General features: G+C 68.9%; 12 protein-coding genes. 10 read left to right on the forward strand and 2 right to left on the reverse strand.

Features of this window, described 5'->3' with window-relative positions:
• Positions 1–92: 92 nt before the first annotated feature.
• The 10 genes from CVV72_RS12260 to CVV72_RS12305 all read left to right on the forward strand — a co-directional run bounded on the left by CVV72_RS12260 (position 93) and on the right by CVV72_RS12305 (position 11,132).
• A complete protein-coding gene (locus CVV72_RS12260) occupies positions 93–1,421 on the forward strand; it encodes a sugar ABC transporter substrate-binding protein (RefSeq protein ID WP_219152554.1) in 1,329 nt (442 codons plus the stop codon).
• Positions 1,418–2,374, forward strand: coding sequence for a carbohydrate ABC transporter permease (locus tag CVV72_RS12265; RefSeq protein WP_219152555.1), 957 nt, complete (start codon positions 1,418–1,420; stop codon positions 2,372–2,374). Before CVV72_RS12260 ends, CVV72_RS12265 begins: the two co-directional genes overlap by 4 nt.
• On the forward strand, positions 2,371–3,237 hold the full coding sequence (locus CVV72_RS12270) for a carbohydrate ABC transporter permease (RefSeq protein ID WP_125690702.1): 867 nt from the start codon (positions 2,371–2,373) through the stop codon (positions 3,235–3,237). Before CVV72_RS12265 ends, CVV72_RS12270 begins: the two co-directional genes overlap by 4 nt.
• A 21-nt stretch (positions 3,238–3,258) precedes the next feature.
• Complete coding sequence (locus CVV72_RS12275) at positions 3,259–4,560, forward strand: alpha-L-fucosidase (RefSeq protein WP_219152556.1); 1,302 nt, start codon at positions 3,259–3,261, stop codon at positions 4,558–4,560.
• Positions 4,561–4,573: 13 nt separating this feature from the next.
• Positions 4,574–6,016 (forward strand): polysaccharide lyase 6 family protein, encoded by a 1,443-nt coding sequence (locus CVV72_RS12280; protein ID WP_219152557.1) that lies wholly within the window; start codon positions 4,574–4,576, stop codon positions 6,014–6,016.
• 82 nt (positions 6,017–6,098) lie between these two features.
• Complete coding sequence (locus tag CVV72_RS12285) at positions 6,099–7,136, forward strand: LacI family DNA-binding transcriptional regulator (protein WP_219152558.1); 1,038 nt, start codon at positions 6,099–6,101, stop codon at positions 7,134–7,136.
• Positions 7,133–7,894, forward strand: coding sequence for a sugar phosphate isomerase/epimerase (locus CVV72_RS12290; RefSeq protein ID WP_219152559.1), 762 nt, complete (start codon positions 7,133–7,135; stop codon positions 7,892–7,894). Before CVV72_RS12285 ends, CVV72_RS12290 begins: the two co-directional genes overlap by 4 nt.
• Positions 7,891–8,523 (forward strand): GDSL-type esterase/lipase family protein, encoded by a 633-nt coding sequence (locus tag CVV72_RS12295; RefSeq protein ID WP_219152560.1) that lies wholly within the window; start codon positions 7,891–7,893, stop codon positions 8,521–8,523. Before CVV72_RS12290 ends, CVV72_RS12295 begins: the two co-directional genes overlap by 4 nt.
• Positions 8,524–8,540: 17 nt before the next feature.
• Complete coding sequence (locus CVV72_RS12300) at positions 8,541–9,842, forward strand: serine/threonine-protein kinase (protein WP_219152561.1); 1,302 nt, start codon at positions 8,541–8,543, stop codon at positions 9,840–9,842.
• A 102-nt stretch (positions 9,843–9,944) separates the two neighbouring features.
• Positions 9,945–11,132 carry a cytochrome P450 gene (locus tag CVV72_RS12305; protein WP_219152562.1) on the forward strand — a complete coding sequence of 396 codons (1,188 nt, stop codon included), beginning with the start codon at positions 9,945–9,947 and terminating at the stop codon, positions 11,130–11,132.
• Here CVV72_RS12305 and CVV72_RS12310 read toward each other — a convergent pair.
• Together CVV72_RS12310 and CVV72_RS12315 are read right to left on the reverse strand one after the other, a co-directional pair.
• Positions 11,122–12,147 (reverse strand): LacI family DNA-binding transcriptional regulator, encoded by a 1,026-nt coding sequence (locus CVV72_RS12310; RefSeq protein ID WP_219152563.1) that lies wholly within the window; start codon positions 12,145–12,147, stop codon positions 11,122–11,124. The two genes, CVV72_RS12305 and CVV72_RS12310, sit on opposite strands and share 11 nt — an antisense overlap.
• A complete protein-coding gene (locus CVV72_RS12315) occupies positions 12,148–12,792 on the reverse strand; it encodes a flavodoxin family protein (RefSeq protein WP_219152564.1) in 645 nt (214 codons plus the stop codon).
• Positions 12,793–12,821 lie beyond the last annotated feature (29 nt).

Raw genomic sequence — 12,821 nt, forward strand, 5'->3', positions numbered from 1 at the left:
TCGTAATCATCGGACCATTGACCAGACCCCGGGAAAGCGCTTACCGTCCCCTGCGAAGTAGACAGCGTGGTCCACAGTGAACAGGAGATGCGATGCGGAAATCGCGGTGGATCGGCGTGGGACTCACTGTCTCAGCGCTGGTCCTTTCGGGCTGCTCGGCAGGCCCCGCCGGAACGAACGTCGCGCAGGACACCAAGGCACCCTTGGAACTGTGGACCCGGACGACCCCCGGCGGCCCTGGTGAGCAGGCCACCAAACGGCTCGCGGAAGCCTTCGAGAAGGCCACGGGGTTCAAGGTGCAGGTCACCGCGATTTTCGACGACTTCGAGACGAAACTGGCCCAGCGCGCCGCCCAGCGCGACCTGCCGGACATCGTGATGAACGACGTCACGCAGCTGGGCACGCTGAAGAGCCAGGGTCTGGTCCGCGAGGTCGAACCGGGCAAGATCAAGCACACCTCGGAGCTCACCGAGCAGGCGCTGAAGTCGAACCAGACCGCGGACGGCAAGCTGTACGGCCTGCCCTACAGCGCGCAGGCCTCGGCGCTGCTCATCCGCAAGGACTGGCGGGAGAAGCTCGGCAAGGGCGTCCCGCAGAGCTGGGCCGAGCTGGCGGACCTCGCCAAGGCCTTCACCACCGGCGACCCCGACGGCAACGGCAAGGCCGACACCGCGGGCCTGAACGCGACGCTGTCGACCAAGCGTGGCTACGCCTCGTGGTACTTCTCGAACTTCCTCTGGGCCGCCGGCGGCGACTTCATCTCCGAGACCGGGGGCGGCAAGTACAAGCCGGCGATGAGCACTCCCGAATCCGTGGCCGCGGTGCAGTGGTTCCGCGACCTCGGCTGCAAGGACAACGTCATCCAGCCAGGTTCGGTCACCATGCCGACCCCGGCGACCAACGAGACCTTCGAAGCGGGCAAGGCCGGGATGTACGTCGTCGGCCCGTACCTGCTGCCCCGGTTCGACAAGTCGCTCGGCAAGGACAAGTACGAGGTCGTCCCGATGCCGAAGGGCGCCAAGAACGCCGACGTCCTCGCCGAGGGCCTGTCGATCTACATGATGGCCGGTTCGCCGAACCAGGCCGGGCAGGACGCCTTCGGTGACTTCGCGATCTCGGTCGAGGGCCAGAAGATCGGCATGGAGGGCGAATCGGCCTTCATCGTGCAGCTCCCGGTGAACAAGAACGTCGACATCACCCAGGTCCGCTCCGACCCGCGCTGGAAGACCTACGCCGAGATCTACACCAAGTCCGGCCACTACGCGCCGTCCATCCCGAACTGGACGCCGGTCCGCCAGGACACCGCCGACACGATCAGCGCGCTCGTCGCCGACTGCAAGCTCGACCTCAAGGCGGAACTGTCCAAACTCGACACCAAGCTCACCGCGACCTTGCAGCAACAGGGGATCAGCGCCTCATGACCGTAGATCACGCCAAGCCGGCGGCCGTCGGCGCGGACCGTCCCGCCGTCAAGCGGACGCCCGCGCCGAAGGCCCGCAGGCGCAGCGACCGCGACGGGAAGTGGTGGACGCCGTGGCTGTTCCTGGCGCCCGCCCTGATCCTGTTCGTGTACTTCAAGTTCATCCCGATGTTCACCGCGGTGACGATGTCCTTCCAGGACGTCCAGCCGTACCTGGGCAACACGTGGGTCGGCGGGCAGAACTACAGCACCGTCCTCGGTGACGAGGCGTTCCACTCCGCGGTCTGGCACACCATCGTGATCGCGGTCGGGCAGACCGCGGGGTCGATGATCATCGGCCTCGCGCTCGCCCTGCTGATGGAGGGCCAGAGCAAGCGGCTGAAGTTCCTGCGGTCGGCGGCGTTCCTGCCGGTGGTCGTGCCGATCGCGGTGGTCGCCGAACTCTGGCGCATCATGTACCACCCGACCGAGGACGGGATGCTGAACTCCATCCTCGGCCTGGTCGGGATGGGCCCGTCGGGCTTCATCAACGATCCCGACAGCTCGATGCTCTCGGTCATCGTCACCGGGATCTGGCGCGGTGCCCCGTACGACATGATGATCTTCCTCGCGGGCCTCGCCGGAATCGACAGGGGCCTCTATGAAGCGGCCACTGTGGACGGTGCCTCGCGCTGGCGCAAGATCCTCCACGTGACGCTGCCGGGCCTGCGGTCGGTGTTCTCGATCCTGTTCGTCCTCGCGGCGATCCGCGGCCTGCGGGTGTTCACCGAGGTGTTCCTGCTGACCAACGGCGGGCCGAACGGCTCGACGGAAGTGGCGATGACCCTGATCTACAAACTCGGCCTGGAGCAGAACCGGCTGGGCGTCGGCGCGGCGGGCGCGGTCCTGCTGTTCCTCGCGACGCTCGTGCTGACCTTGTTCGTCCAGGTGCTCCGACGGAGGCGAGACGCATGACCGCGGCCAACGATTCCGCACTCGGCCTCGACGCCGTCAAATCCCCGGCGGGGCGGATCCTGAAGTTCGTCCTGTACGCCCTGCTGCTCCTGGTGTTCGCCGGGCCGCTGCTGGCGCTGCTGGTCAGCGCGTTCAACGACGTTTCCGATCCGACGGCGCTGAGCGTCGTGCCGTCCAGCCCGACCCTGGACAACTTCGGCATCGCCTTCGACCTTGGCGTGGGGATGTACCTCCTCAACTCGTTCCTGGTGGTCGGCTTCGGCCTGCTGCTGCAGGTCGTCATCTCGGTGCTGGCCGGCTACGCGCTGGCGCGCAAGAAGTTCCGGTTCATGACCTTCGTGCTGGTCGCGATCCTGGCGACGCTGATGCTGCCGGAGGAGATCCTCGCGATCCCGCTGTCGCTGATCCTGTCGGATCTGCCGGTGGTGCATCTGAACCTGATCGGCAGCCTCGCCGGGATGATCGTGCCGCTGGGCGCGTGGGCCTTCTCGATCCTGGTGATGACCGAGTTCATGAAGGACGTCCCCCGTGAACTCGAAGAGGCCGCGCGGATCGACGGGGCGGGCGACCTGCGGATCTTCGCGCAGATCATCCTCCCGATGTGCAAGCCGGCGCTCGGCGTGATCGGGGTCTTCGGCTTCACGATGATCTGGGACCAGTATCTGCTGCCGCTGCTGGTGTCGACCGACGCTTCCACCTACACCCTGCCGCTGGCCCTGCGGACGCTGCGGATCGACACGAACGTCACGCCCGGCGTGATCATGGCCGCGTCGCTGCTGGCGCTGCTCCCGTCGGTCGCCGCGTTCCTGTTCTTCCAGCGTTCGTTCGTCCGCGGCCTCGCCTCGGGCGCACTCAAGGGCTGACCCACCATCACAAGGAGCGAAGTGAGTTCCACCGCCTGGTTCACCCACGACCGGTTCGGGATGTTCGTCCATTGGGGACTGTATTCCCTGGCCGCCCGGCACGAGTGGGTGCAGAACCGCGAAAAGCTGACCGACGAGCAGTACCGGGTGTACTTCGACCACTTCGAACCGGACAAGTACGACCCGCGTTCCTGGGCGCGCGCCGCGAAGGCCGCGGGCATGACCTACGTCGTGCTCACCACCAAGCACCACGACGGTTTCTGCCTGTGGGACAGCGACCTCACCGACTTCAAGGTGACGAACACGCCCTACGGCAAGGATCTGCTCGGGCCGTTCGTCGACGCCTGCCGCGAAGAGGGCTTGAAGGTCGGCTTCTATCACTCGTTGATCGACTGGCATCACCCGGCTTTCCCCGTCGACGGCACCCATCCCCGCCGTGACGACGCGGAGTACATCGCGGCGCACCAGTACGCCGACATCGCCGAGTACCAGCTCTATCTGCACGGTCAGGTGCGCGAACTGCTCACCCGCTTCGGCACGATCGACTACCTGTTCTTCGACTTCTCGTACAAGGGCCGCAAGGAATGGTGGGGCGGCAAGGGACCCGACGACTGGGACTCCCCCGGCCTGCTCGCGCTGGTCCGCGAACTGCAGCCCGGCATCCTGGTCAACGACCGCACCGGGATCCCGGGTGACTTCATCACCCCGGAGCAGTACCAGCCGTCCGGGCCGATGACCCGCGACGGCGTCCCGGTGGTGTGGGAGGCGTGCCAGACGCTGAACGGCAGCTGGGGTTACGACCGCGACAACCTCGACTACAAGAGCCCGGAGCTGCTGATCCGGATGCTGGTCGACGGCGTGTCCAAGGACGGCAACCTGCTGCTCAACGTCGGGCCGAACGGCCGGGGCGAGATCGACCCGCGGGCGCTCGAGGTGCTCGCCGAACTCGGCCGCTGGATGGACCGGCACGAACGCTCCATCCGCGGCTGCGGTCCCGCCGAGTTCACCGCACCCGCCGACGGCCGCTACACCCGGCGCGGCGACCGGCTATACCTGCACCTGTTCAGCTGGCCGATGAACCACGTCCACCTGCCCGGGCTCGCCGGGCGGGTGCGCTACGCCCAACTGCTCGACGACGCCTCGGAAATCCGGCAGGTGCACACGGATCCCGGGCAGACCGCGCAGAACACCCAGATGGGCGGGCAGCCGGAAGGCACGCTCACCCTCAAGCTCCCCATCCGGAAACCGGACACCCCGGTCCCGGTGATCGAACTGTTCCTGAACGAACAAAGCCCCGCCGCCGAAACCCGCCCCACCGATTGAGCACGGAGGCATCATGGATCGCAGAAGGTTCCTCAGCGGCGCCACCCTCGGCGCCGCGCTGATCACCGTCCCCTGGGTCACCGCGGGCACGGCGTCGGCCAAACCGCAGGGGCTGTGCGCCCTGAACGTCAGTTCGCTGACCGAACTGCAGAACGCGATCAACCAGGCGGGCCCCGGCGCCGTCATCACCGTGAACAACGGCACGTACACCGTGCCGACGGGCAAGCCGATCAGCATCAAGGGCAGGCGCGGCACGAAGGACCAGCCGATCACCATCGTCGCCCAGTCCCGCGGCGGGGTGACGCTCACCGGTGAGCAGAGCTTCGTCTTCGACGACTCCACCGGCGTCACGATCAGCGGGTTCAAGTTCCGCCAGAGCACCACGCTGGAGATCCCGGCGAACTGCTCGCGGATCCGGCTGACCCGCAACGATCTCCAGTTCGCCGACCTCCCCGACCTGCACTGGGTGATGGTCCGCGCCGACAACAGCAAGATCGACCGCAACCACTTCCACCACAAGACGACCCTCGGTGTCATGCTCTGCATCGAGGGCGCGGACGAAGACAAGATGGCCGCGGACGTCGAGGTCTTCCGGAACTACTTCTCCGACCACACCTTCCCCGGTGACAACGGCGGCGAGCCGATCCGGCTCGGCGTCAGCCCGCGCGCGCTGAGCACCGCCGGCGCCAAGATCGAGTTCAACCTGTTCGAACGCGCGAACGGCGACCCGGAGGCGATCTCGGTCAAGTCGTCGGGCAACTTCATCCGCAACAACACCATCCGGAACAGCCGCGGCGGCATCGTGCTGCGCCACGGGAACAAGTCCGTCGTCGAATCCAACTTCATCCTCGGCGGCAAGGAGGGCATCCGGATCTACGGCAACGACCACAAGATCGTCAACAACTACGTCGCCGGAGTGTCCGGCACCGCGCTGGTCGTCGGCAGCGGCTCCGTCCGGGACCACTTCCCGGGTGAATCGAAGGAGTCACGGCGCGGCAACGACGCGGCGGACCGCGTGCTCATCGCGCACAACACGCTGCTGAACAACAGCGGCACGCTGTCCGGCGAGACCAAACGGACGATCGAACCGCGCGACTGCACGATCTCCGACAACCTCTTCGTCGGCAGCAACGGCGACCTGGTCACGATGAGCACCACGGGCAACTTCACGTGGTCGGGCAACATCCTGTGGGGTTCGGGCGGGAACGGGAACATCCCCGCGGGCACCTTCCGCCGGATCGACCCGAAACTCGTGCAGGGCACCGACGGGGTCTCGCGGCTCGCCGCGGGCAGCCCCGCGATCGACGCGGCGACCCTGTCGACCGCACCGGTCACGCTGGACCTCGACGGTCAGGCCCGCGGCAGCCTGCGTGACGTCGGCGCCGACGAGTACTCGACGGCCGCCATCGCCAACCGGCCGCTCACCACCGCGGACGTCGGCCCCGGCGCTCCGTAGCCGGGCGGCCGGCATCAGAGCCGGGCTCACGCCGGTGTCAGCCCACACCGGCGTGAGCCCACCGCACCACCGAGGAGGAAGCATGGCGCAGCGCGCCGCGGGTTCGGCCACCCTGGCCGACGTCGCCCGCGAAGCCGGAGTGTCGCTCGCGACGGCGTCGAGGGCGCTCAACGGCGGGACCAGACAGGTCAGCGTGACCCTGCGCGAATCGGTGCTTCGGGCCGCGGAACGGCTTCAGTACACGGCGAACGTGCCCGCGCAGGCGATGGCGCGCGGCCGCGGCAATGTCGTCGGGCTGCTGGTGCACGACATCGTCGACCCGTACTTCTCCTCGATCGCGTCCGGCGTCATGCGCGTGGCGGCCCGGCACGGGCTGACGGTCACCATCGCGAGCACCGAGAACCATCCGGAGAAGGAACTCGAGTACGTCACGACGTTGCGCGGGCAACGGGCGCGCGCGGTCATCCTCGCCGGGTCGCGGAACGAAGACAGCGCCCTGCAACGGAACCTGACCAAGGAGCTCAAGGCGTTCGAAGCCGCCGACGGTCAGGTCGTGGTGATCGGGCAGCGGAAACTGCCGTTCGACACCGTCATGCTGGAGAACCGGGCCGGAGCGGCGGATCTGGCGGAGAACCTCGCCGCGCTCGGGCATCGGGACTTCCTCGTGCTCGCCGGCCCGCCCGGCCTGCTGACGTCGCGGGATCGTGTCCTCGGCTTCCGTGACGGACTCGCCCGGCACGGTATCCCGCTGCCCGAGAACCACGTACTGCGTGCGGAATTCACCCGCGACGGCGGCTACGCGGCGATGGTGCGGGCGATCGAGAGCGGCTTCCGCGGCTGTGTTTTCGCGGTCAACGACGTGATGGCCGTCGGCGCGATGGCCGCCTGCCGCGACCGCGGGCTGCAGGTCCCCGCGCAGATCGCGATCGCCGGGTTCGACGACATTATTACGTTGCGGGACATCAGGCCTTCGCTGTCGACTGTGCGCGTGCCGATCGAGCGCATGGGCGAACAGGCCCTCGACTTCATCCTCGACGCCCGCGCGGCCGTCCCCCGGGTCAAACCGATCACCGGTGAGGTCGTGCTGCGCGAAAGTACTCGACCGCTGGAGGGAAAATGATCCGCCCGGGACTGTGTTCGGTGACGCTGCGGCGGCTGGACGCCGACGAAGTCGCGAGCCGCGCCGAACAGGCGGGCCTGCAGGTGATCGAGTGGGGCGCCGACGTCCACGTACGCCCCGGCGACGACTGGGCGGCCGAGCGCGCCTTCGAGGCCATGGCACGGCACGGGCTCACTTGTGACTCCTACGGTTCGTACTTCCGCGCCACCCCGGTGGAGGCCGGGAAGTTCGGCGACATCGCCGCCACCGCCGTCCGGCTCGGCGCCTCGCGAATCCGGGTGTGGGCGGGCAAGGCGGGCTCCGCGGACGTCGAGCCCGACGAACGCGAGCAGGTCGTCGCCGGTCTTCGTGAAGCCGCCGACGTCGCGAACGAACACGGCCTGGAGGTCGCGCTGGAGTTCCACGGCGGAACGCTGACCGACACCGCGGAATCGACCGTCCGGCTGCTCGAAGAGGTCGGCCGCGACAATCTCGGCACCTACTGGCAACCGCCGCAGGACCTGCCGGACGACCGGGCGCTGGCCGGCCTGGAGCTGGTGCTCGACCACGTGCGCGCGGTGCACGTCTTCTCGTGGTGGCCCAGCAACGAGCGGCATCCGCTGACCTTCCGGGCGGATCTGTGGACGCGGGCGTTCGGCCTGCTCGCCAAGACCGGACGGCCGCTCGACGCGCTGCTGGAGTTCGTCCCGGACAACGATCCGGAGCTGATCCCCGGCGAGGCCGACTCGCTGCGGAAGCTGATCGAGGCGGGCGCGTGAGGTTCACCGAAGCCGACAGGCTGCTCTTCGCCGGTGACTCCATCACCGACTCCAGCCGTGACCGCACCGATCCGGCGTCGCTGGGCAAGGGTTACGTCCGGCAGATCGCGGATCTTCTCGGTGACGGGCCGGAAGTGGTCAACCGGGGGATCAACGGCAACCGGATCTACGACCTCGAAGCCCGGTGGGCCACCGACGTCCTCGCGGCGCGCCCCACGGTCCTCACGGTGAAGATCGGCATCAACGACACCTGGCGGACCTTCGATCGCGGCCTGTCGAGCCCGATCGGCGAGTTCCGTGCCGCGTACTCCCGGCTGCTGGCCGGTGCGCGGGAGCACCTCCCGGCCGAGTTGTACGTGATCACGCCGTTCCTGCTGCCGGTGGAGCCGGAACAGCACGAATGGCTCGGCGATCTGGCGCCCCGCATCGAGGCGGCGATCGACGTGGCGACCGAGTTCGGCGCGCGGCTGGTGCGCGCGGACCTGTTCATGCCGCGCGCGGCCGCCGAGCACGGGGCGGCGACGCTGGCCCCGGACGGCGTCCACCCCAGCCCGCTGGGGCACCGGCTGCTCGCAGAAGCCTGGCTCGCGGCCGCCGGGGCGCCGGTCGAGGAGGCCAAGCTCCCGTAGCGGATACAGTTGTCCGCGTGACCCGGAACGCCATCATCGCCGGCCGTTACCGGCTGGAGCACAAGGTCGGCCGGGGCGCGATGGGCGTGGTGTGGCAGGCGCGCGACGAGCGGCTCGACCGCACGGTCGCGGTCAAGCAGTTGCTGCCGGACAACTCGCCGGGCGACGCGCCGTTCCGGTCGATCGTGCGCGCGATGCGGGAGGCCCGGGTCGCCGCGCGGCTCAAGCATCCGCACGCGGTCACCGTCTACGACGTCGTGGAGCAGGACGGGACCCCGTATCTGATCATGGAGTTCCTGTCGTCGCGGCCGTTGACGGAGCTCCTCGCCGACGACGGCCCGCTCCCCGCGGGCCGGGTCGCGGAGCTCGGCGCGCAGATCGCCGCCGCGCTCGCCGCCGCCCACGAGGACGGCATCCTGCACCGGGACGTGACGCCCAACAACATCCTGATCACCGAGGACGGCCAAGCCAAGATCGCCGACTTCGGCCTGTCCCACGCCACGGGTGAAGGGACGATGACCGGAGACGGTCTCGTCGTCGGCACACCGGCGTACCTCTCCCCCGAGGTCGCCGACGGCGAGGAACCCGGCTACCCGTCCGACGTGTTCTCGCTCGGCTCCACGCTCTACACCGTGCTGGAGGGCGCGCCGCCGTTCGGCACCGACGGCAACCAGATCGCCCTCCTCAAACGGGTCGCCCGCGGTGAGATCGTCCCGCCACGGTCCACCGGCCCGCTCACGGACGTCCTGCTGCGGTTGCTCCGGCGCGATCCGCGGGAACGGCCGGACATGGCCGAGGCCGGGCGGATGCTCGCCGCCGTCGCCGACGGTCGCCCGGCGATCCTGCCCGGGACCGAACGGCTTCCCGCGCCCACCCGCCGTTCGCGGTTGCCGTTCGCCATCGCGGGTGGCGTGGTCGTGGTGGGTGGGGTCCTGGCGGGGGTCCTGCTGTCCGACGGTGACCCGCCCGGCGCCGCCGCTCCGGTGGCGGTACCGGTGCCTTCGGCCGCGAAACCGGTGTGCGAAGCGCGGTACGAAGTCGCCAATCGCTGGCCCGGCGGCTCGGAGATCCGCGTTTCCGTCCGGAACACCCAGGACACCCGCCTCACCGGCTGGGAGGTCAGCTGGACCCTGCCGCCCGGCACCCGCATCGCCAATCTGTGGAACGGTTCCCTGGCGCAGGACGGCGACCGCGTGCGAGTGTCCGAAGTGGACTGGAACGCGGTACTGCCCGTCGGCGGGACGACCACCTTCGGCTTCATCGCGACCACGGAGGACGACGGCGGGGCCGCGCCGGTCGCGGCGTGCCGGAGTTCCTGATCAATGGAATGTGACACAATTCACGTCTGATTTGTCCGATTACCGGGGTCCTCCGCACCGGCATGCTGCGAGCGCGATGCACTCGACAGCAAGGAGAAACCCGTGGACGACCGGCGATTTCCCCTGGCGCGCCAGACAGGCCGCCCCTTCGATCCTGCCCCGGAACTGACGCGGCGAGCCGAAGAAGACCCGGTGTCCCGGGTGAAGACATGGGACGGCGGCACACCGTGGTTGATCACCCGGTACGAGGACGTGCGGACGGTCTTGGCCGATCCGCGGGTCAGCGTCGACGCCACCTGTCCCGCCTTCCCCCACACCAACGCGGTGAGCAAGGCCAGGGACACGACGATGAAGACGTTGATGCAGCTGGACGCGCCGGAACACACCGCCCAGCGGCGGCTGCTGACGCCGGAGTTCACGGTCGAGAAGATGGCGGCATTGCGGCCACGAGTCCAGCGGCTCGTCGACGACCTCATCGACGAGCTGCTCGACGGTCCCAAGCCGGTAGACCTGGTGACGGCGTTCGCGTTGCCGGTCCCCACGCGGGTGATCTGCGAACTGCTCGGCGTGCCCTACGCCGATCGGGGTTTCTTCCGGGAGGTGGCCCGCACCCTCGTCATGGGCGAGTCCGATCCCGGCCGGGCCTTGACCGCCAGTGAGGAGCTGAACGCCTACCTGGAAGAGCTGGTGGCCCGCAAGAACGCGGCACCCGGCGACGATCTGCTCAGCACGCTGACCGTCGAGCAGTTCCGGACCGGCGCGATGACCCCGCGCGAGATCGCCACGATGGCCCAGCTCCTGCTGGTGGCCGGACACGACACCACCGCGAGCATGATCGCGCTGGGCACGGCGGCGCTTCTGGCGAACCCGGACCAGCTCGACCTCGTCCGCGCCGACGCCCCCGGCGCGGTGGAGGAACTCCTGCGCTACTTGTCCGTCACCCACACCGAAGCACGCCGCGTCGCGCGTGAGGACCTGGAGATCGGCGGCACGCTCATCCGCGCCGGCGAAGGCATCATCGCGGTCAAGAGCACGGCCAACCGGGATCCGGTGGCCTTTCCCGACCCGGACATCGTCGACGTCCGGCGCAAGGCCCGCCATCACGTCGCCTTCGGTCACGGCAGGCATGTCTGCCTCGGTGCTCCGCTGGCCAGGATGGAGCTCCAGATCGTGTACGGCACGCTGTTCCGGCGCATACCGACCCTCAAGCCGGCCGTACCGCTGGAAGGGTTGACGTTCGACGAGAACGCGGTCTTCTACACGGTGCGGGAACTGCCCGTCACCTGGTGAACCGGTCCGTGGATTCCCGCGGGTTCAGCCGCACCGGAACCTCGATCCGGTGCGGCTGACCCGCGGCCACACCTTCGACGAGATCCATCAACGCCGTGGCCGCACGGCCGCCCACCTCGCGCGGATGCACGAACATCCCGGTCACCTGCGGTGAAACGAGCCGAAGCGAACCGCTGTCCACCGCGCTGCAGATCCCGAGCACACCGGGTACCTCCAGCCGTCGGCGGCGGGCCTCGTGAAGGACACCGAGAGCGAGATTCTCCGATGTCGTGAAGACGGCGTCCGGGCACACCCGCCGGTCGAGGAGCCTGCCCAGTGCCGCCGCCGTGCCTTCGGTGGTGGGCGGTTCGTCGATCTCGACCACCACCGGCTCCAGGCCCCGGTCCGCCATCCAGCCGGTGTACCCCGCGACCAGATCGGCCGCGTACGAGCGGGCGGTGTCGGTGGTGATCATCGACGGCCGCTCGAAACCGTTGTCCGCCAAGTGATCCAGCATCAGCCGGGCGGCCGCGACCAGATCGTTGTCGACGACGACCGGCACCGGGCACGGCGCCGCCATCGGACGTCCGACGGTCACCAACGGCCGGTCCTGGCACCAGCCGGTCGCGAAGAAAGGCTCGTCTCCGCGGGGATCCACCAGGATCGCGCCGTCGACGGCGAAGGCGTTCAGCCGGTCGAGGTCGGCGTCCGCCGGAGCCAGGAGCAGGGCGTACGAACGTTTCGACGCGGCCTCGGCCGCGCCGTTGAGGACTTCGAGGAAGTAGTCCGAATTGGGCACGAGCGCGCAGGCGCTGCTCGCGTCGACCGAATTCGCGAGCTGGATCGCCAGGGTACGGCTGCGCCGGGTGACCAGCTGCTGCGCGTGCACGCTGGCCTGGTAACCGAGTTCGGCCGCCGCCCGCGCGACGCGCCGCCGGGTCTCCTCGGAGATCCGGCCCTGCCCGCTGAGCACATGGGAAACGGTGGTGATCGAAACCCCCGCGGCGGCGGCGACGTCACGGATGGTCGGCGACACTCAGGCCTCCACGGGCGGTCCCCAAACGCGGTTCGGCCGGTCGGTGTCCAGCCGATAGTCGGTGACATGGGCGTCGCCCAGCCTACGGCCGAGGTCCGCCGCCGCCGCCAGCGGCCGCGCGGGATCGCGCTCCACCTCGCCCCGGCTGTTGCCGACGCCGACCACGATCCCGGCGAGATCCTGACGCAGATAGCGCGTGAGTTCCTGGAATTGGGCCTCCAGGCCGAGCGTCGCGCCGCGGTAGCTCTCCTCGCACGAGATCAGCACCGCGGCGCGTTTGTGCATCAACCCCGGCACCACTTCCGAGGTGTGCGGCGAACTGCCGGACGTGTAGCAGAAAAGCCGGTCGAAGAAGGATTTGAGGCGCCCGGTCATGCCGTACCAGTGCAGCGGTGTCGCGTAGACGATCGCGTCCGCCGGGAGCACATGGTCGAACAGCAGGCGCTCGTAGCCGTCCCCGATGCCGCAGGACCGGTCGCTCGACCGGCACTCGCGACAGTCGCCCAGCGGCGACTCGACGAAATCGGCGAGGCGGACGAAGCCGACCGTGTGGCCTGCTTCCTCCGCCCCCATGGCCAGCGCCTGCGCGAGCGCCCAGGAGTTGCCTTCCCGACGCGGGCTCGAATCGAGCACCAAGACCTTCATGCGGTTCTCCCCCGGAGAGACTGCCAAAA

The sequence above is a fragment of the Amycolatopsis sp. TNS106 genome (genome assembly GCF_019330265.1).
Classification (GTDB): Bacteria; Actinomycetota; Actinomycetes; order Mycobacteriales; family Pseudonocardiaceae; genus Amycolatopsis; species Amycolatopsis lurida.

Bases quoted from the DNA above. Each gene is read 5' to 3' on its own strand.
- CVV72_RS12260 (WP_219152554.1), top strand. From the start codon at position 93: ATGCGGAAATCGCGGTGGATCGGCGTGGGACTCACTGTCTCAGCGCTG.
- CVV72_RS12265 (WP_219152555.1), top strand. From the start codon at position 1,418: ATGACCGTAGATCACGCCAAGCCGGCGGCCGTCGGCGCGGACCGTCCC.
- CVV72_RS12270 (WP_125690702.1), top strand. From the start codon at position 2,371: ATGACCGCGGCCAACGATTCCGCACTCGGCCTCGACGCCGTCAAATCC.
- CVV72_RS12280 (WP_219152557.1), top strand. From the start codon at position 4,574: ATGGATCGCAGAAGGTTCCTCAGCGGCGCCACCCTCGGCGCCGCGCTG.
- CVV72_RS12285 (WP_219152558.1), top strand. From the start codon at position 6,099: ATGGCGCAGCGCGCCGCGGGTTCGGCCACCCTGGCCGACGTCGCCCGC.
- CVV72_RS12290 (WP_219152559.1), top strand. From the start codon at position 7,133: ATGATCCGCCCGGGACTGTGTTCGGTGACGCTGCGGCGGCTGGACGCC.
- CVV72_RS12315 (WP_219152564.1), bottom strand. From the start codon at position 12,792: ATGAAGGTCTTGGTGCTCGATTCGAGCCCGCGTCGGGAAGGCAACTCC.